Origin of the sequence: Streptomyces sp. NPDC059355 (assembly GCF_042752335.1) — a bacterium.
Classification (GTDB): domain Bacteria; phylum Actinomycetota; class Actinomycetes; order Streptomycetales; family Streptomycetaceae; genus Streptomyces.
The window spans coordinates 46,168-65,327 of record NZ_JBHYXN010000017.1 but is presented as its reverse complement, the minus strand read 5'-3'; the positions used below and the strand labels follow the sequence as shown (position 1 = coordinate 65,327).

The window sequence follows — 19,160 nt, the reverse complement described above, 5'->3', positions numbered from 1 at the left end:
GGCCGGGTGAAGGGCGATTACCAGGACCTGGTGGATGAGATCTCGGCGCTCCTCGGCGCCCCGGCGACGCTGGAGAACCGGGATTTCCGTCTCATCGCCTTCGGCGCGCACGACAGCGAGGACGACCTCGCGATGGACCCCGTCCGCACCCGCTCGATCCTGACCCGGCAGTCGACGGCGGCCGTGCGGGCCTGGTTCGAGGGCTTCGGAATCGCGCGGGCGACCGGGCCGGTGCGGATCCCGGCGGCCCCGGACGCGGGGGTCTTCCGGGGGCGGATCTGCCTGCCGGTGCGGTACCGCGGGATCGTGCAGGGGTACGTGTGGCTCCTCGACCAGGAGCCCGGCCCCGGGCCGGACACCCTGACGGCGGCCATGGAGGTGGCCGAGCGCATCGGGATCCTGCTCGCCGAGGAGGCGAAGGCGGGGGCCGACCTGTCCCGGGAGTTCCGGGAGGTGCTCACGGCCGGACGGGGCTGGCAGCAGGACATGGCGGTGGCCGCGCTGCGGATGGCGCTGGGGCCGGGGGCCGACGGGCTGCACGCGGTGGTGTGCGTGCAGCCGTGGTCCGGCGAGGCCCCGGCGTCGGTGCCGGGCGCGGCCGCGGTGTGCACGGTTCCCCGGCCGGGGCGCGGGGACGGGAGCGGGCCGGGCGTCGACGCCGGGTCGCGCGACGTGGACGCCCGGCCCGGGCGGAAGGCCGGCCAGGCGCTCGCCGTGCTGGTCAGGCTCCGCTCGGCGGAGGCGCTCGCCCCCGCCGAGGGCGTCGCGACCCGGCTGCTGGCGGGCGGCGCGGCGACCGCCGGGATCGCGGAGCCCCGCCGGGGGCTCGCTGCGCTGGCCGACGCATGGTCGCAGGCCTCGGCGGCGGCTCAGGCGGCCGCGGCGCAGCCCCGGTTCGCTCCGGTGGCCCGGTGGTCGGCGATCGGCCCGTACCGGATGCTGGCGGCCCTGGCGGCGGCCGACCCCGCCGGCGACCCGGCGACCCGGGTCCTGCTCGGGCCCGCGCACCGGGAACTCGCCCGTACGGCCGAGCTGTTCCTGGACTGCGCGGGCCAGGCGGGCCGTGCGGCGGCGGCCCTGGGCATCCACCGCCAGACCCTGTACTACCGGCTCGCCCGGGTGGAGCATCTGACCGGACTGGACCTGGACGAGGGCGAGGACCGGCTGTTGCTCCACATGGCCCTCAAGGCGGCCCGCCTGTACGGCTGAACTACTTGACGCCTGAATGCCTGAGCGCCTGAGCCCCTGAGCGCCTGTACAGCTGACCGGCTGGCCGGCTCAGGCGGGCTCGTCGGCGGGCCCGCCGGCGCCCTCGCCGTTCACCATCATCCGCGCAGCGCGGCGCATGCCCTCGGTCAACTCCTCCGCGGTGAGGGCGTTCTCGGGGTTGTACAGCCACTGCACCATCATTCCGGCGACCAGCACCTGGTACAGCCCGCCCAGGGTCCGGACGTCCCGCTCTTCGAGCTGCTCCTCCGGGATGCCCGTGAACATCTCGGTCAGCCCCTTGCGCCCCTCGCCCTCCGAGGACACGACCATCTCCCGCAGCTCCGGCAGCCGGTCACGGTTCATCGCGATCTCCAGGCTGGCCGCCCACATCGGGGCCGCCCGGTCGCGCTGTCCGACCATGCCGTCCCAGACCGAGCGGAAGCGCTCGAGCGAGCCGCCTTCACCCGTGACGTCCGGTTTGAAGGAGTCACCCCACTCCTCGGCCATCGAGATGAACGCCTGCGACAGCAGCGCGTCCTTCGAGCCGTAGTGGTAGCCGATCGACGCCAGGTTCGCGCCGGAGGCATTGACGATGTCGCGCGCGGTCGTCCGCACGAAACCCTTCTCGGCCAGGCATTTCTTGGCGCCTTCGAGCAGATCTTCACGGTGTCCCATGTCATCACCGTATCAAGACAGCCGTCCTAGACGGCAGTTTCATACGCTCGTACTAGACAAGCGTTTATGACGCTTGTACATTGCTGCTCATGACGAACTCCGCCGCACGTCTCGCCGGCCGCCGGGAATGGATCGCCTTCACCGTCCTCCTGCTGCCGCTGCTCCTGGTCTCGATGGACGTCTCCGTCCTCTACTTCGCCATCCCGGCGATCACCCGCGAGCTCGACCCGAGCGCCACCCAGCAGCTCTGGATCTTCGACAGCTACGCCTTCGCCCTCGCCGGCCTGCTGATCACCATGGGCTCGCTCGGCGACCGGATCGGCCGCCGCAAGCTGCTGCTGGCGGGCGCGACCGCCTTCGGACTCGCCTCCGTCTGCGCCGCCTACGCCACCAGCGCCGAGATGCTGATCGCGGCCCGCGTGCTGCTCGGGATCGGCGGAGCGACCCTGATGCCCTCCACGCTGGCGCTCGTACGCAACCTCTTCCAGGACGCCGCCCAGCGCGGCCGGGCCATCGCCATCTGGTCCGGGGCCATGACCGGCGGCATCGCCCTCGGCTCGGTGATGAGCGGCGTGATGCTGAACCACTTCTGGTGGGGTTCGGTCTTCCTGGTCAACGTGCCCGCGATGCTGCTCCTGCTGGCCCTCGTCCCGGTGCTGGTACCGGAGTTCAAGGACCCGGCGCCCGGCCGATTCGACCTGCTGAGCGTGCCGCTGTCGACCGCCGCCGTGCTCCCGGTGGTGTACGGCCTCAAGGAGATCGCCGCCGAGGGCCCGGAGCCGCTCCACCTGGTCTCCGTCGCAGTGGGCCTGGCCTTCGGGTTCGTCTTCGTCCGCCGCCAGCGCACCCGTGACGACGCGCTGGTCGGCCGGGTCCTGTTCCGGGGCCGCGGATTCGGCGCCGGGATCGCGCTCAACGCCATCGCCGCCTTCGCCATGATGGGCTCGGCCTACTTCACCACCCAGTACCTGCAGTCGGTGCTCGGCATGGGAACACTGGAAGCCGCCCTGTGGAGCCTCGCACCCTCGCTCCTCATCGGAGCCGCCGCCCCGGTCGGCGCGGCCCTGGCGCAGAAGACCGACCGGGCGTACGTCATCGCCGGCGGATTCGTCCTCGCCGCGGCCGGGTTCGCCCTGATCGGGCTGGTCGGCAGCGACTCGCTGTGGCTGCTGCTGACCGGTGCGGGCGTGCTGGCCTGCGGCCTCGTCACCGTGATGTCCCTGGTCGCCGACATGGCGCTGGGCGCGGCCCCCGCGGAGAAGGCCGGCTCGGCCGCGTCCCTGCTGGAGACCGGACAGGAGTTCGGCGGCGCGCTCGGCATGGCGGTGCTGGGCAGCCTCGGCACCGCCGTCTACCGCTCCGACCTGGCGGGCGCCGAGCCCGCCGTCCGGGAGACCCTGGGCGGCGCGGTGGCCACCGCCCGGCAGCTCGGCGGCCCGGCCGGCGAGCAGGTGCTGACCCTGGCCCGTGAGGCCTTCGTCCACGGCATGCAGTACGCCGCCTGGGGCGGTACGGCCCTCCTGCTGGCGGCGGCCCTGCTCGCCGCGGCCCTGCTGCGGGGGCTCGGCGCCCCCGCGGCCCAGCCCGCCGGGGAGCCCGCCGCGCAGGCCCCGGCCCTGGCGGGCTGATCCCCGTACGGCCGAGGGGAACGGCGGCGGAACACGAAGAAGGGCCCGGGGAGTTCCCCGGGCCCTTCCCTGTGTCGTGCGGGTCAGTCGAGGCTGACCGTACGCGCCGAGACCGCACCGATCTCCGCGGAGATCTCCGCGAGGACGTTCACCGGCACCTCCGCGTCGACCGTGAGGACGCCGAGCGCCTCGCCGCCCTCCTCGGCGCGGGCGACCTGCATGCCCGCGATGTTCAGGCCGGCTTCGCCGAGGATGCGGCCGACGGTGCCGACCACGCCGGGGCGGTCGGTGTAGCGCAGGACGAGCATCTGCTCGGCGAGCGCCAGGTCCACGTCGTACTCGCCGATGCCGACGATCTTCTGCAGGTGCTTCGGGCCGGCGAGGGTGCCGGAGACCGACACCTCCTGACCGTCCGACAGGGTGCCGCGCACGGTCACCACGTTGCGGTGGTCCGGGGACTCCGAGCTGGTGGTCAGGCGTACTTCGACACCGCGCTCCTGCGCGAACAGCGGGGCGTTGACGTAGGAGACCGTCTCGTCGACGACGTCCTCGAAGACACCCTTGAGGGCGGAGAGTTCCAGCACCTTGACGTCGTGCTGAGTGATCTCGCCGCAGACCTCGACGTCGAGGCGGACCGCGACCTCGCCCGCGAGGGCGGTGAAGATGCGGCCGAGCTTCTCGGCGAGCGGCAGGCCGGGACGGACGTCCTCGGCGATGACGCCGCCCTGGACGTTGACCGCGTCCGGTACGAGCTCGCCCGCGAGCGCGAGGCGCACCGACTTGGCGACCGCGATGCCGGCCTTCTCCTGGGCCTCGTCCGTGGACGCGCCGAGGTGCGGGGTGCAGACGACCTGGTCGAGCTCGAAGAGCGGGGAGTCCGTGCAGGGCTCCTTCGCGTACACGTCGAGGCCTGCGCCGGCGACGCGGCCCTCCTTGATGGCCGAGTACAGCGCGGCCTCGTCCACGATCCCGCCGCGCGCGGCGTTGACGATGCGGACGGACGGCTTGACCTTGTGCAGGGCCTCGTCACCGATGAGACCGAGGGTCTCGGGGGTCTTGGGCAGGTGCACGGTGATGAAGTCGGCGACCTCGAGGAGCTCGTCGAGCGTCAGCATCTTGACGCCCATCTGGGCGGCGCGCGCGGGCTGTACATAGGGGTCGTACGCGACGATCTTCATGCCGAAGGCCGACATGCGCTGGGCGACCAGGACGCCGATGCGGCCGAGGCCGACGACGCCCAGGGTCTTCTCGCTGAGCTCGACGCCCGTGTACTTGTTCCGCTTCCACTCGCCGTTCTTCAGGGCGGTGTTGGCCTGCGGGATGTTGCGGGCCGAGGCGACGAGCAGGCCGCAGGCGAGCTCGGCGGCGGTGACGATGTTGGAGGTCGGGGCGTTCACGACCATCACGCCGGCCTTGGTGGCGGCGGAGACGTCGACGTTGTCGAGACCGACACCGGCGCGCGCGACGACCTTCAGCTTCTTGGCGGCGGCGATGGCCTCCGCGTCGACCTTGGTCGCGGAGCGCACCAGGATGGCGTCGACGTCCACGATCGCGGGGAGCAGCGCCGCGCGGTCGGCTCCGTTGACGTGCCGGATCTCGAAGTCCGGACCGAGCGCGTCGACGGTGGCGGGCGACAGCTCTTCGGCGATGAGTACGACAGGTTTCGAGCTCACGTGGGTCATCCTCACAAGTCCAGTGCGGACGGCCGTCCCGACGGCCGCAGGCGGTGGAGGGGGTAGCCGCGTGGAAGACGCACGACACTGTGGGCCTGACGCGTTGTGTTGAGCAGTGTAGTGGCGGATTCCGCATGGAATTCCGCCTGTCCGGAAGGATCACCCGTCCGGGGTTGGCCAGGGTGGACAAGCCCCGCGTGCAGAACGGTCCGATCCGGCCTGTCCTGCGCGGCGGGGCCGGGACTCGTCATCCCGGCCCCGCCGCGTACGGATCAGCTCTCGTCGCTGTCGACCCAGCTCATGAGCTTGCGCAGCTTCTTGCCGGTGGTCTCCAGCAGGTGCGCCTCGTCGGCCTTCTTGTACTCGTTGTACTTCGGCAGACCGGCCTTGTACTCGGCCATCCAGGTGTTGGCGAACTCGCCGTTCTGGATCTCCGCGAGGACCTGCTTCATCTCGGCCTTGGTGGCGTCGGTGATGATGCGGGGGCCGGTGATGTAGTCGCCCCACTCGGCGGTCTCGGAGACCGACCAGCGCATCTTCTCCAGGCCGCCCTCGTACATGAGGTCGACGATGAGCTTCAGCTCGTGCAGGCACTCGAAGTACGCGATCTCCGGCTGGTAGCCGGCCTCGGTCAGGGTCTCGAAACCGGCCTTGACCAGGGCGGAAGCGCCACCGCAGAGGACGGCCTGCTCACCGAACAGGTCGGTCTCGGTCTCCTCGGTGAAGGTGGTCTTGATGACGCCGGCGCGGGTGCCGCCGATGCCGGCCGCGTACGAGAGCGCGAGGGCGAAGGCGCTGCCGGAGAAGTCCTGCTCGACGGCGGCGATGCAGGGCACGCCGCGGCCTTCCTCGTACTGGCGGCGCACCAGGTGGCCCGGGCCCTTCGGGGCGACCAGGGCGACGTCCACGTTGGCCGGGGGCTTGATGAAGCCGTAGCGGACGTTGAAGCCGTGGCCGAAGAAGAGCGCGTCGCCCTCTTCCAGGTGCTGCTTGATCGACTCTTCGTAGATCTCGGCCTGCAGCGGGTCCGGCGTCAGGATCATGATGACGTTGGCCCATGCGGCGGCCTCGGCCACGGGGACGACCTTCAGGCCCTGCTCCTCGGCCTTGGCCTTGGACTTCGAGCCCTCCTTCAGGCCGACGACGACGTCGACGCCGGAGTCACGGAGCGACAGCGCGTGGGCGTGGCCCTGGCTGCCGTAACCGATGACCGCGACCTTGCGGCCCTGGATGATGGACAGGTCGGCGTCGTTCTCGTAGAACAGCTCGGCCACTGGGATATCTCCTTGGTGCGCTGGTGTTGCACCCACCGTACGGCGGGGAACGTAGAGAAGTTTCTTGGTCTCGCTATGCGAGAGGCAACGTGGTGCGGGGGTGTCGCAGTGCTCAGGCGCTGCGGTCGAGCGCGCGCAGGCTGCGGTCCGTGATGGACCGTCCGCCACGCCCTATGGCGATCGTGCCGGACTGCACGAGCTCCTTGATGCCGAAGGGCTCCAGCATCTTGAGCATCGCGCCGAGCTTGTCCGCGCCGCCCGTCGCCTCGATGGTGACGGCCTCCGGGGAGACGTCGACCGTCTTGGCGCGGAACAGCTGGACGATCTCGACGATCTGGGAGCGGGTCTCGTTGTCGGCACGGACCTTCACCAGAACGAGTTCGCGCTCGATGGCGTTGTGCGGCTCCAGCTCGACGATCTTGAGCACGTTGACCAGCTTGTTCAGCTGCTTGGTCACCTGCTCCAGCGGGAGGTCCTCGACGTTCACGACGATCGTGATGCGCGAGATGTCGGGGTGCTCGGTGACGCCGACCGCGAGGGAGTCGATGTTGAACCCGCGGCGGGAGAACAGCGCGGCGATCCGGGCGAGGATGCCGGGCGTGTTCTCGACCAGGACGGAGAGCGTGTGCTTGGACATGTGAGTCGTTCTCTCTCTCAGGCTCTCTCGGCTCAGTCGTCTTCGTTGTCGCCGAAGTCGGGACGGACGCCCCGGGCTGCCATGACCTCGTCGTTGGAGGTGCCGGCGGCGACCATCGGCCACACCATGGCGTCCTCGTGGACGATGAAGTCGATCACGACGGTACGGTCGTTGATCGCGTTGGCCTCGGCGATGACCTTGTCCAGGTCGGCCGGGTCCTCGCAGCGCAGCGCCACGCAGCCCATGGCCTCGGACAGCTTGACGAAGTCCGGGACGCGGGTGCCCTTGCGGCGGGCGGTGGACTCGCCGACCTGGGAGCCGACGGTGTCGTGGCCCGTCTCGTCCGCGTGCAGGACGGTGTTGGAGTACCGCTGGTTGTAGAACAGGGTCTGCCACTGGCGGACCATGCCCAGCGCACCGTTGTTGATGATCGCGACCTTGATCGGGATGTTGTTCAGCGCGCAGGTGGCCAGTTCCTGATTGGTCATCTGGAAGCAGCCGTCGCCGTCGATCGCCCAGACCGTGCGGTCCGGCATGCCGACCTTGGCGCCCATGGCGGCCGGGACCGCGTAGCCCATGGTTCCGGCGCCGCCGGAGTTCAGCCAGGTGCGGGGCTCCTCGTAGTTGACGAAGTGCGAGGCCCACATCTGGTGCTGGCCGACGCCGGCCGCGTAGATGGTGTGTTCGGGGGCGAGCTCGCCGATGCGCTGGATGACCTGCTGCGGGGAGAGCATGCCGTCCCCGGGGGTCTCGTAGCCCAGCGGGTACGTCTCGCGCCAGCGGCTGAGGTCCTTCCACCAGGCGGTGTAGTCGCCGGCGTTGCCCTCGGTGTGCTCGGCCTGGACCGCCTGGATCAGGTCGGCGATGACCTCGCGGGCGTCGCCGACGATCGGGACGTCGACCTCGCGGTTCTTGCCGATCTCCGCCGGGTCGATGTCCGCGTGGATGACCTTGGCGAACGGGGCGAAGCTGTCCAGCTTGCCGGTGACGCGGTCGTCGAAGCGGGTGCCGAGCGCGATCAGCAGGTCCGACTTCTGCAGGGCGGTGACGGCGGTGACCGCGCCGTGCATGCCCGGCATGCCCACGTGCAGCGGGTGGCTGTCGGGGAACGAGCCCAGCGCCATCAGCGTGGTGGTGACCGGGACACCGGTCAGCTCGGCCAGGACCTTCAGTTCGGCGGTCGCGCCGGACTTCATGACGCCGCCGCCGACGTACAGGACCGGGCGCTTGGCCTGGCAGATGAGCTTGGCGGCCTCGCGGATCTGCTTGGCGTGCGGCTTGGTGACCGGCCGGTAGCCCGGGAGGTCCTGCGACGGCGGCCACGAGAAGGTGGTCTTCGACTGCAGGGCGTCCTTGGCGATGTCGACCAGGACCGGGCCGGGGCGGCCGGTGGAGGCGATGTGGAACGCCTCGGCGATCGTCTTCGGGATGTCCGCGGCCCTGGTCACCAGGAAGTTGTGCTTGGTGATCGGCATCGTGATGCCGACGATGTCCGCCTCCTGGAAGGCGTCCGTGCCGATCGCCTTGGAGGAGACCTGGCCGGTGATCGCGACGAGCGGCACCGAGTCCATGTGCGCGTCGGCGATGGGGGTGACCAGGTTCGTGGCGCCCGGGCCGGAGGTCGCCATGCAGACGCCCACCTTGCCGGTGGCCTGCGCGTAGCCGGTCGCCGCGTGGCCGGCGCCCTGCTCGTGGCGGACCAGGATGTGGCGGACCTTGGTGCTGTCCATCATCGGGTCGTACGCCGGGAGGATGGCCCCGCCCGGGATACCGAAGACGGTGTCGCACCCCACCTCTTCGAGAGAGCGGATGAGGGACTGCGCACCCGTGACGTGCTCAACTGCGGCGGGCTGGTGTCCGCCGGAACGGGGCCGCGGCTGCGGATGGTGGGCCCCGGTGGCCTGCTCGGTCATCGGCATTCTCTTCTCGAAGCTGAGGGTTTTACGAGGATTCGAAGGTGTGCCAGTGCAACAAAAAACCCCTCGTGCCGGGAGGCAAGCGAGGGGAGCGCGTCGGGTGTGCGGAGCGGGGACATGTTGGTCCCAACTTCAGCCGACGCGCTTTCCAAGTACGAGAATTCGGGTGCGCATGGCACTGACCCTCCCTCCGGCGGGAGGGGGATGTCAAGCGGGTGGGACGGGCGTCTCATTATGTGAGCCTCTGCGGATGGCCATCGAGCCCCCGGACGAACCACCGGCCAAGGCAGGCTGGACCGCCCCGCCCGGTACTGGGAACGTACCGCGCACGAGCGCGCGGCGCAGCCTGTACTCGTCGAGTGGGCCGGAAAAAGCCACTCCCTGGCCGTGTGTGCACCCCATCGCACGCAGTGCCATGACCTGCTCCGGCAGGTCCACGCCGTCGGCGACCGACTGCATGCCCAAATCATTTGCGATGCGCAACAAACCAGCGGTGATCTTGTGGAGGCGGGCGGACTCGACCACGCCCTCGACCAGGCCGCGGTCCACCTTGAGGACGTCCACGGGGAGTCTGCGCAGGGCGCTGATGGCCGCGTAGCCGCTTCCGAAGCCGTCGAGGGAGATCAGGACCCCGAGGCGGCGCAGGGCCGCCAGGCGCCGCTCCAGCTCGTCGAAGGGCACTCTGGGGTCGGACACGGTCAGTTCGATCACCAGGGCCCCTGACGGCAGCCCGTGCCGGGTCAGCAGGGCCTCCACGGAGCCGAGCGGCGCGGCCCGGTCCAGCAGTCGCTGGGCGCTCATCCGTACGGCCACCGGCACGTCGTGCCCGATCCGGTGCCGCTCGGCGGCCTGCGCCACGGCCTCCCCCAGCAGCCAGTGGCCCAGCTCGGCGGCCCGGGTGGGCGTGCCCGCGGGGAGGCCGGAGCGGCCGTCGGACCCCGCCGCCGCGCCCTCGCTGTACTCGGCCACCCGGAGGAATTCCGCCGGGGTGAACAGAATCCCCTGGGCGGAGCGCCAGCGGGCCTGCGCCGCCACGGCCGTCACCTCGCCGGTCGCCAGCGAGACCACGGGCTGGTGCAGCAGGGCGAACTCCCCGTCGTGGAGCGCGGTGCGCAGCCGCCCCGCGAGCTCCGCCTTCCGTACGACCTCGGCCTGCATCTGGGGCGCGTACAGCTCGACCCGGTCCTTGCCGCCCGCCTTGGCGCGGTACATCGCGAGGTCCGCGTTGCGCATGAGGTCCGAAGGGGTGATGCCGGGGTCGGCGAAGGCCACGCCGATGCTGGCGGCCACCCGGACCTCGCTGCCGGCGATCCGGTACGGCTGGGACAGGGTGGTGCGCAGCCGGTCCGCGATCTCCTGCACCTGGCGTTCGCGGGCGCTGCGCTCGCGGGCGCCGTCGCCCAGGATCAGCGCCGCGAACTCGTCGCCGCCGAGCCGGGCCGCGGTGTCCCCGGCGCGCACCGAGTCCTGGAGCCGGCGCGCGGCCTCGGTCAGCAGCTCGTCGCCGGCCTGGTGGCCGATGGTGTCGTTGACCGCTTTGAACCCGTCGAGGTCGATGAAGAGCACGGCGGTGCTGTGGTCCCCCGCCCGCCGCCCGGTCAGGGCCTGGCGGACCCGGCGGGTGAACAGGGCCCGGTTGGGCAGGTCGGTCAGCGGATCGTGCTCGGCGCTGTGCTGGAGCTGCGCCTGGAGGCGGACCCGTTCGGTCACGTCGCGGCTGTTGAGGATGAGGCCGCCCTGGTGGCGGTTGACCGTGGACTCCACATTGAGCCATTCGCCGCTGCCGGACTTGAAGCGGCATTCGATGCGGGTGGTCGGCTCCTCGGCGGGCGGCGCGGCGAGGAAGCGGCGCACCTCGTGGACCACCCGGCCCAGGTCGTGCGGGTGGATCAGGGTGGCCAGCTCGGAGCCGACGAGCTCCTCGGCCTCGCGCCCGTAGACCCCGGCCGCCGCGGGACTGACGTACCGCAGGGTCCCGGTGGGGGCGGCGATCATGATGACGTCGCTGGAGCCCTGGACCAGGGAGCGGAAGTGGTTCTCCTTCTGGGCGAGTTCCTGCGTCAGCGCGATGTTGTCGATGAGCATGATGCCCTGCCGGATGACGAGGGCGAGGACCACCGTGCAGCCGGTGAAGACGACCACGCGGTCGACCTTCCGGCCGTCCACCACGTTGTACAGGATGCCCAGGGTGCAGACGGCGGCCGCGAGGTAGGGCGTGAGGGCGGGCAGCGAGCCGGTGATGGGGCGGCTGACCGGCCGGTCGGGGCGCGGCAGCCCCGGCGTGCCCGGGCCCGGATGGGCGCGCCGGGCCCCCCAGGGCGCGTACGCGAGCAGCAGCGAGCCGGCGAACCAGCCGGCGTCGAGCAGCTGACCGGACTGGTATTCGGCGCTCAGCAGCGGCGAGGTGAACAGGGCGTCGCTGAGCACGGTCAGGGCCAGGGCCGCGATGGCGGTGTTGACGGCCGAGCGGTTGGCCTCGGAGCGCCGGAAGTGCAGGACCAGCACCATGGAGACGAGCGCGATGTCCAGCAGCGGGTAGGCGAGCGAGAGCGCGGCGCGCGGGACGCTGCCGGGGGCTCCTGACTGGGCGGTCCGCGCCGCGTGCGCGAGGGCCAGGCTCCAGGACAGGGTGAGCAGGGAGCCGCCGATGAGCCAGGAGTCGAGCCCGAGGCAGACCCAGCCGGCGCGGGTGACCGGGCGTTTGGCGAGGACGAGCAGGCCCACGATGGCGGGCGGGGCGAAGCAGAGGAACGCGAAGTCGGCGAGCGAGGGCTTCGGCACGGCCTCGCCGAGGACCACCTCGTACCAGCCCCAGACGCCGTTTCCGCAGGCACCCATGAGGGAGGAGAACGCGAAGAGCAGCCAGGCCGGGCGTTCGCGGCTGTCGATCGTCCGCGCGTACGCGTAGCAGGAGACGGCGGCCAGTAACGCTGCGGCGCTGAGTCCGAAGTCGCCCATGATCTCGGCGAGTTCCTCGGAGCCCCAGCCGAGGGCGGCGCCGACGGCGTATCCGCCGCTGACCACGGCGAGGAGCAGCTGCATCGCCAGGCTCCTGCCGCCGCCCGAGGCGGGCGGCCTGGCCAGCAGCGCCGCCCCCGGGGCACTCACCGGTCCCCCTCGCCGGCTGGTTCCGGCGCAGCCCAGTCCTTGCAGCGTCGCCTTCGGCGGCTGTGCCGCATCGGATCCTTCGTCCATTGGCCGTGCATCGCCCGTCGCCCCCCAAAGTGTCCGATCACTTCCCAGCGCCAGACGAAAGCGCTGCAGCCCCTTGTTCCGGACGATACACCACTTTCGTCACTCAGGGACATAGACGGTCTACGCTCCGTTACCACGCGGGGAGTTGTTGCCACTGTGTGCGTTCGGACGGATGCGGAGCGTGCGCATCGCGCGTCAGTCGGTGATCAGGACCGTGTTCTCCACAGGCTCCCCGGCGGCGAACCGCTGGAGCTGGCGGGCCACCAGGCGCCTGGCCCGCGGCGCGAACGCCGTGCTGCTGCCGCCCACGTGGGGCGTGATCAGGACATTCGGAGCATGCCAGAGCGGATGGCCGGCGGGCAGCGGTTCCGGGTCGGTGACGTCGAGCGCCGCGCGCAGCCGGCCCGACTCCAGCTCCGCCAGCAGCGCCCCGGTGTCGGCGACGGGGCCGCGCGCCACGTTCACCAGCAGGGCGCCGTCCTTCATCCGGGCGAGGAAAGCGGCGTCGGCCAGGCCCTTCGTCCCGTCGGTCAGCGGGGTGGAGAGGATCACCACGTCGGCCTCGGGGAGCAGCCGGGGCAGTTCGGCGTGCGCGTGCACGGGGCCGCGCGTGGTGGTGCGCGCCGAGCGTGCGACCCGCGCGACCCGCGCGCACTCGAAGGGGGCGAGCCGGTCCTCGATGGCCGCGCCGATCGACCCGTACCCCACGATCAGTACGGACTTGTCGGCGAGGGCGTCGTAGAAGCCGGACCGCCACTGCTCGCGGTCCTGTCCGCGCACCATCCCCGGGATCCCGCGCAGCGAGGCGAGGGTGAGGGTGAGGGCCAGCTCGGCGGTGCTCGCCTCGTGGACGCCCCGCGCGTTGCACAGCCGTACACCGGGACGCAGCAGGTCGAGGCCGCCCAGGACGTGGTCGATGCCCGCGGTCAGCGTCTGCACGACCTCGAGGTCCGGCATGCCGGCCAGCGGGCGCAGGGTGACCTCGGAGGACTTCATGTACGGCGTGACGTAGAAGACGCAGGCGGCCGGATCGGCCGGGTAGGTGTCCTCACCGTCCCACCGGCGGTAGGTGAAGGCGTCGGGGAGGCCCTCGATCTGCTCGGCGGGGAACGGCAGCCAGACGTCCGCTGTCTTTGCATCCATGGCCAGGAGGCTATGCCAAGGCCAATGGATCCTGATCAAGCCGTTAGTTTGTTTGCCGGACCGGGAGGGGGACCAACGGGTGGAGCGCAGGTCGATCGGGGCGGGAGCGCTGACGGTGGGCGCCATCGGGCTCGGGTGCATGCCGATGAGCTGGGCGTACGCACCCTCGCAGCGCCGCGGGGCGGAGTCGCTGGCCACGGTGCACGCGGCGCTGGACCTCGGGGCGAACCTGCTGGACACCGCCGACATGTACGGGCCCTTCACCAACGAGCTGCTGCTCGGGCGGGTGCTGCGGGAGCGGCGGGCGGAGGCGTTCGTGTCCGCCAAGGTGGGGCTGCGGGCGGGCGAGCAGCACGTGGTGGCGGACGGGCGGCCCGCATACATGCGACGGGCCTGCGACGCCTCGCTGCGGCGGCTGCGGACGGACGTCATCGACCTCTACCAGCTGCACCGGGTGGATCCGGACGTTCCGGTGGAGGAGACCTGGGGGGCGATGGCGGAGCTGGTGGGCGCCGGGAAGGTGCGTTCGCTCGGGTTCTGCGCGCTCGGGGCGGGCGCCGGGCCGGGGGCGGGGCGGCGCGGGGACCGGGCGTACGAGGTGACCTTGGGACACCTGGAGCGGGTCCAGCAGGTGTTCCCGGTGAGCGCGGTGCAGGCGGAGCTGTCGGTGTGGTCCCCGGAGGCGGCGCGGTGGCTGCTGCCGTGGTGCGCGGCGCGCGGGGTGGGGTTCCTGGCGGCGATGCCGCTGGGCAGCGGGTTCCTGACCGGGACGCTCCGGCCGGGCGAGGGCTTCGAGTGGGAGGACGTGCGGGCCCGGCATCCGCGGTTCACGGCGGAGTCGATGGCGGCGAACCAGGTGCTGGTGGCGGGGCTTCGGCGGGTTGCGCGGCGGCTCGGGCCGCAGGTGACGGCGGCGCAGGTGGCGCTGGCGTGGGTGCTGGCGCAGGGGCCGCACGTGGTGCCGGTCCCGGGTGCCGACCGGGCGCACTGGGCGGCGGAGAACGCGGGGGCGGCGGAGCTGCGGCTCACGGCCGGGGACCTGGCCGAGATCGCGGCGCTGCCGGCGGCGGTGGGAGCCTGGGACTGAGCCCCGGCGCGAGCGGGGGCCGAGCCCTGGGCGAGGGTGGGGCGGCTCCGGGAACGAGCCCGGGACGGGTCCGGGACAACCACTCGATCGGGTGTACGAGGGCCGGAACTTCGGGAAGCGCCGCAGCTGTTGAGACGGGTGAAGGGCGCGATCGCCGACCGGAGGGGAGCAGGACGATGGGATACGGACAGGGGCACGAGAGGTACGAGGGCCCGCGCACCCGGACCCGTGGAGTGCTGGCGGCATTCGCCCTGGCGGGATGCGGGGCGCTGCTCGCGGCGGGCTGCGCGCCGGCGGGCTCCCCCGCCGCCAAGCCGGGCACGTCACCACCCGGCGCGGCGCCCGCCGCATCGGGGTCCGGGCCCGCGGGCTCCCCGTCCGGCCCCTCGGAGGCCGCGCCGCCGGCCAAGGGCTCGGTGACGGTGTCGGGCGAGGTCGCCAAGGGCCTGGAGTCCCCCTGGGGGGTGGCCCCGCTGCCGGGCGGGGACCTGCTGGTCGCCTCGCGGGACAAGGGGACGATCAGCAGGGTCGCGGCGGCCACCGGCACGGTGACGCAGATCGGCAAGGTGCCGGGCGTGGCCCCGGGCGGCGAGGGCGGGCTGCTGGGGCTCGCGCTGTCGCCCTCGTACGCCTCGGACCGGATGGTGTACGCGTACTTCACGACGGAGTCCGACAACCGCATCGCCCGGATGCGGTACGACGAGCAGCGGGATCCCGGCCAGCAACTGGGCGCTCCGGACACGGTGTTCCGGGGCATCCCCAAGGGCCTGATCCACAACGGGGGTCGGATCGCCTTCGGCCCGGACAAGATGCTCTACGCGGGGACGGGCGAGACCGGCGACACGGGGCTCGCGCAGGACAGGAAGTCGCTGGGCGGCAAGATTCTGCGGATGACCCCGGACGGGCAGCCGGTGCACGGGAATCCCGAGGCCGACTCGGTCGTCTACTCCTACGGGCACCGCAATGTGCAGGGTCTGGCCTGGGACAAGGACAAACGGCTGTGGGCGGCCGAGTTCGGCCAGAACACCTGGGACGAGCTGAATCTGATCGAGCCCGGGGCGAACTACGGCTGGCCGCAGGCCGAGGGGAAGGCCGGCAAGCCGGGTCTGCGCGATCCGGTGGCCGTGTGGAAGACCGACGAGGCCTCACCGAGCGGGATCGCCTGGGCCCAGGGTTCGGTGTGGATGGCGGGGCTGAAGGGCGAGCGGCTGTGGCGGATCCCGCTGGCCGGGACGAATCCGGTCGCCGAGCCGGAGGCCTTCCTGACGGGGAAGTACGGCCGGCTGCGCACGGTGATCGCCCTCGGCGGGGACAGATTGCTGCTGGTCACGAGCGAGACGGACGGGCGCGGGTCACCGGAGGCGGGCGACGACAGGATCCTCACACTGACAGTGCGGTGACCGACGAAGCCCCGGCGGGGGGGGGGGGGGGGCGAAAGGCACGGTGGACGCGGTGTTCAACATGATCGGGGAGCTCTTCGACCCGGGACGCAAGCACACGGACGAGGAGAAGAAGCGGCTGGAGCTGTCCCGGACCGACGTGCACGACGGCGATCCGGGACTGGGCCCGATAGACCTGGACTCCGGCACGGTCCTCATACGCCCGGCGGAGAAGTCCCCGCGGGAGTGAGCGGCGCGAACAGCCGCAGCCGGTGGGCCAGCGCGGCCGCCTCGCCGCGGCCGGCGACGCCCAGCTTGGCCAGGATGTTCGAGACGTGCACGCTGGCCGTCTTCGGGGAGATGAACAGCTCCTCGGCGATCTGGCGGTTGCTGTTGCCCGCCGCGACCAGGCGCAGGACGTCCCGTTCGCGGCTGGTCAGGCCCAGGGCCTCGACGGGGTCGGGGGCCGGTGCGGGCAGGGCCGGGGGCGTGTCGGTCCCGGTGAGCGGGATCCGGGCGCGCTGGGCGAGCAGGGCCAGGTCCTCGCGGAGCCCGCGGGAGCCGAGCCGTTCCGCGGTGGCGTAGGCCTCGCGGAGCAGGGCCGTGACGGGCTCGCGGTCGGCGCCGGAGGCCAGCAGGGCCTCAGCGAGCCGGTGGCGGGCGCGGGCCAGCAGGTACGGACGCTCCAGCGGGCGGATGGCCCGCTCGACGTCGGCCCAGTCGGCGGCGGTGTCGCGGTCCTCGGCCCGCAGCAGCTCCGCCCGGAAGAACTCGGCGTGGGCGGCCCATACGGGCACGGGGGTGGCCAGGGTGCGGGCGGCGGCGCGGAGCACGTCCAGGGCGGCTTCGCGGCCGGCGTCGGCGACCGGGAGTCCCCGGGCGTCCGCCTCGGCGGAGGCGGCGGCGAGCAGCAGCGGCCAGGCGTAGCGGTGGTGGCCCAGCGGGAAGCCGTAGGCGACCGCGTCGGTGATCTCCGCGCGGACGTCGGCGATCCGGCCCTCGCCGGCGGCGAGGCCGACGGCGAGGCGGTAGAGCGGTATGCGGTGCTGGGGCTGGCTGTCGTGGGTGCCGAAGTGGGCGTGGGCGGCGGTGAGCCGGCCGGTCGCCTCGGTCAGTTCGCCGCGCGCCAGGGCCAGGTAGGACAGCCGTGCGGAGGCGGAGCCGCGCGGGGCGGCGCTCTGGCCGACGCTCAGGCCGCGCTGGGCGGCTTCGGCGGCCTCGTCCCAGCGGCCGAGGCTGTACAGGCTCTCCGCCATGTTCCCGCTGAGCCAGGCCTCGGTGTCCAGCAGCCGTGACTTCTTGACGAGTTCGACCCCTTGTTCGGCCAGTTCCACGGCTTCGCGGGACCGGCCCATGCTTTCCAGCTGAGAGGTGAGGTTGATATGTGCGCGTCCCGTCAGCATGACGAGCCCGAGTTCGGCGGCCCGCTCCCGGACCACGAGCATCTCGGCGAGTCCGCGCTCGAGGTCGCCGGAGTCGGTGAGCAGGGAGCCCACAGTGATTCGGGCGTTGAGCTCGATCTCCTCCGCCCCGAGCATGCGGGCGTAGGCCGCGGCGCGTTCCGCGGCTTCGAGGTTGCCGGGGCCGGGGTTGTGGAGCATGCCCCAGCCCGCGGCCCGGACCAGGACCTCGGCGTGCACCTGGGACGGGGGCAGCCCCTTGACGAGCTCCTGGGCCTTGGCGAGTTCCTCCCAGCCGTCGCCGCGGGCCAGGCTGGAGACGAGCCGGGAGCGCTCGGTCCAGAACCAGGCGGCGCGCAGCGGGTCCTGCTCTTCTTCCAGCAGTCGCAGCGCCGTCTTGGTGAGCTTGAGGGCGCGTTCGCGTTCGCCGCCGAAGCGGGCGGCGACGGTGGCCTCGGCCAGCAGGTCGAGCCGCTTCAGCGGGGTGGTGGCCGGATCGCAGCCGCACGGAGGGTACACATCGGTGTAGTCGACCGGGCGCAGCGCCTCGCGGACCTCCTCCGGCGCGCTCTCCCACAGGTCCAGCGCCCTCTCCAGCAGGTTCAGCTGCTCGGAGTAGGCGTGCCTGCGGCGGGCGGCGACCGAGGCGGCGAGGACGGCGGGCAGCGCCTTGGCCGCGTCGTTGGCGCAGTACCAGTAGCTGGCCAGCCGGATGACGCGCTCCTCGGCCCGGATCAGCCAGTCGTCGGCTTCCATCGCCTCGGCGTAGCGGCGGTTGACGCGGGCGCGCTCGCCGGGCAGCAGGTCGTCGCTGACGGCCTCGCGGACCAGCGAGTGGCGGAAGCGGTAGCCGTCCCCGTCGGGGGTGGCGAGGAGGATGTTGGCGCCGACGGCGGCCCGCAGGGCCTCGATCAGCTCGTCCTCGCTCAGTCCGGCGACGGCGCGCAGGAGCGGGTACTCCACGGTGGAGCCGCCCTCGGCGACGATGCGCACCACCCGCTGGGAGGCCTCCGGCAGCACCTCGACGCGGACGAGCAGCAGATCGCGCAGGGACTCGGTGAGTCCCGCCTGGCAGCCGCTCCTCTTGCAGGCGGCGAGTTCCTCCACGAAGAACGCGTTGCCGTCGGAGCGGTCGAAGACGGAGTCGACGAAGGCCTCGTCGGGCTGCGAGGCGAGGATGCCGGCGAGCTGGCGGCGCACCTCGGCCCGGTTGAAGCGGGGCAGTTCGATGCGCTGGACGGTGCGGAGCCGGTCGAGTTCGGCGAGCAGCGGGCGCAGCGGGTGGCGACGGTGGACGTCGTCGGCCCGGTAGGTGGCCACGACGACGAGCCGGCCGCTCGCGAGGGTGCGGAAGAGGTAGGAGAGCAGGTGGCGGGTGGAGGTGTCCGCCCAGTGCAGGTCTTCCAGGACGAGGACGACGGTGCGGTCGGCGGCGAGCCGTTCCAGCATCCGGGCCGTCAGTTCGAAGAGCCGGGCGGTGCTCTCCTCGTCGTGCGGTCCGCGGGGGGTGTCGCCGAGTTCGGGGAGGATCCGGGCGAGTTCGTCCTCCTGGCCCGCGGCCGCGAGCGCCAACTCCCCCGGGAGCTGCCGGTGCAGGGTGCGCAGGGCCGTCGAGAACGGGGCGAAGGGAAGGCCCTCCGCCCCGATCTCCACACAGCCTCCGACGGCCACCACCGCGCCGCGGCGGGCCGACTCGCAGAGGAACTCCTCGGTGAGGCGGGTCTTTCCGACCCCGGCCTCGCCGCCGACGAGCATCGCCTGCGGCTCCCCGTCCGCCGCGCGGGCCAATGCGTCGGTGAGTACGGCCAGTTCGTCGGCTCGGCCGACGAACACCGGGCTGACAGATCTGGTCTCCACGTCGCCGAGCATCGCACAGGAGTCCTGGCCCGCGGCACTGGTCGGGGGTGCGCTTCTCATCACGTGTCAGTCCACGCGGTTCGCGGC

Annotated in this window: 13 protein-coding genes; 5 read left to right on the top strand and 8 right to left on the bottom strand. The window is 72.2% G+C overall.

What is annotated here, in order from left to right; all coding sequences use genetic code 11:
- The first annotated feature begins 6 nt into the window (after positions 1–6).
- Entirely contained in the window at positions 7–1,209 is a 1,203-nt protein-coding gene (locus ACFXGI_RS18185) for a helix-turn-helix domain-containing protein (RefSeq protein WP_384707242.1), read from the top strand.
- Positions 1,210–1,278: 69 nt separating this feature from the next.
- Here ACFXGI_RS18185 and ACFXGI_RS18180 read toward each other — a convergent pair whose 3' ends face one another.
- Positions 1,279–1,884, bottom strand: a complete 606-nt coding sequence (locus ACFXGI_RS18180) for a TetR/AcrR family transcriptional regulator (protein WP_384707239.1) — start codon at positions 1,882–1,884, stop codon at positions 1,279–1,281.
- 89 nt (positions 1,885–1,973) lie between these two features.
- Between ACFXGI_RS18180 and ACFXGI_RS18175 the strand changes: the two genes are divergently transcribed.
- On the top strand, positions 1,974–3,512 hold the full coding sequence (locus ACFXGI_RS18175) for an MFS transporter (RefSeq protein ID WP_384707236.1): 1,539 nt from the start codon (positions 1,974–1,976) through the stop codon (positions 3,510–3,512).
- An 83-nt stretch (positions 3,513–3,595) separates the two neighbouring features.
- Here the strand turns inward: ACFXGI_RS18175 and serA are convergent, their stop codons facing one another.
- The 6 genes from serA to ACFXGI_RS18145 form a co-directional block, all read right to left on the bottom strand.
- Positions 3,596–5,185 (bottom strand): phosphoglycerate dehydrogenase, encoded by a 1,590-nt coding sequence (serA, locus tag ACFXGI_RS18170; RefSeq protein WP_384707233.1) that lies wholly within the window; start codon positions 5,183–5,185, stop codon positions 3,596–3,598.
- 272 nt (positions 5,186–5,457) lie between these two features.
- A complete protein-coding gene (gene ilvC, locus ACFXGI_RS18165; RefSeq protein WP_384707230.1) occupies positions 5,458–6,459 on the bottom strand; it encodes a ketol-acid reductoisomerase in 1,002 nt (333 codons plus the stop codon).
- 112 nt (positions 6,460–6,571) lie between these two features.
- A complete protein-coding gene (ilvN, locus tag ACFXGI_RS18160; protein WP_030857425.1) occupies positions 6,572–7,096 on the bottom strand; it encodes an acetolactate synthase small subunit in 525 nt (174 codons plus the stop codon).
- Between the two features lie 32 nt (positions 7,097–7,128).
- Positions 7,129–9,015: an acetolactate synthase large subunit gene (locus ACFXGI_RS18155; RefSeq protein WP_384707227.1), complete on the bottom strand. Its 1,887-nt coding sequence runs from the start codon at positions 9,013–9,015 to the stop codon at positions 7,129–7,131.
- A 204-nt stretch (positions 9,016–9,219) separates the two neighbouring features.
- Positions 9,220–12,120: a putative bifunctional diguanylate cyclase/phosphodiesterase gene (locus tag ACFXGI_RS18150; protein ID WP_384707224.1), complete on the bottom strand. Its 2,901-nt coding sequence runs from the start codon at positions 12,118–12,120 to the stop codon at positions 9,220–9,222.
- Positions 12,121–12,402: 282 nt separating this feature from the next.
- A complete protein-coding gene (locus tag ACFXGI_RS18145) occupies positions 12,403–13,350 on the bottom strand; it encodes a 2-hydroxyacid dehydrogenase (RefSeq protein WP_384707221.1) in 948 nt (315 codons plus the stop codon).
- 79 nt (positions 13,351–13,429) lie between these two features.
- Here ACFXGI_RS18145 and ACFXGI_RS18140 point away from each other — a divergent pair, with 79 nt between their 5' ends.
- The 3 genes from ACFXGI_RS18140 to ACFXGI_RS18130 all read left to right on the top strand — a co-directional run bounded on the left by ACFXGI_RS18140 (position 13,430) and on the right by ACFXGI_RS18130 (position 16,066).
- Positions 13,430–14,437, top strand: a complete 1,008-nt coding sequence (locus ACFXGI_RS18140) for an aldo/keto reductase (protein ID WP_384707218.1) — start codon at positions 13,430–13,432, stop codon at positions 14,435–14,437.
- A gap of 176 nt (positions 14,438–14,613) precedes the next feature.
- The gene (locus tag ACFXGI_RS18135; protein WP_384707215.1) at positions 14,614–15,837 is read left to right on the top strand and encodes a PQQ-dependent sugar dehydrogenase; all 1,224 of its coding nucleotides are present in this window, start codon (positions 14,614–14,616) and stop codon (positions 15,835–15,837) included.
- 52 nt (positions 15,838–15,889) lie between these two features.
- Positions 15,890–16,066, top strand: coding sequence for a DUF6191 domain-containing protein (locus ACFXGI_RS18130; RefSeq protein ID WP_384707212.1), 177 nt, complete (start codon positions 15,890–15,892; stop codon positions 16,064–16,066).
- Here the strand turns inward: ACFXGI_RS18130 and ACFXGI_RS18125 are convergent.
- Positions 16,032–19,085, bottom strand: a complete 3,054-nt coding sequence (locus ACFXGI_RS18125) for an AAA family ATPase (protein WP_384707434.1) — start codon at positions 19,083–19,085, stop codon at positions 16,032–16,034. The genes ACFXGI_RS18130 and ACFXGI_RS18125 overlap by 35 nt on opposite strands.
- Between the last annotated feature and the right edge of the window lie 75 nt (positions 19,086–19,160).

Coding starts and splice junctions, on each gene's coding strand:
- ACFXGI_RS18155 (WP_384707227.1), bottom strand. CDS start 9,015: ATGCCGATGACCGAGCAGGCCACCGGGGCCCACCATCCGCAGCCGCGG.
- ACFXGI_RS18125 (WP_384707434.1), bottom strand. CDS start 19,085: ATGCTCGGCGACGTGGAGACCAGATCTGTCAGCCCGGTGTTCGTCGGC.
- ACFXGI_RS18145 (WP_384707221.1), bottom strand. CDS start 13,350: ATGGATGCAAAGACAGCGGACGTCTGGCTGCCGTTCCCCGCCGAGCAG.
- ACFXGI_RS18180 (WP_384707239.1), bottom strand. CDS start 1,884: ATGGGACACCGTGAAGATCTGCTCGAAGGCGCCAAGAAATGCCTGGCC.
- ACFXGI_RS18175 (WP_384707236.1), top strand. CDS start 1,974: ATGACGAACTCCGCCGCACGTCTCGCCGGCCGCCGGGAATGGATCGCC.
- ilvN (WP_030857425.1), bottom strand. CDS start 7,096: ATGTCCAAGCACACGCTCTCCGTCCTGGTCGAGAACACGCCCGGCATC.
- ACFXGI_RS18135 (WP_384707215.1), top strand. CDS start 14,614: ATGGGATACGGACAGGGGCACGAGAGGTACGAGGGCCCGCGCACCCGG.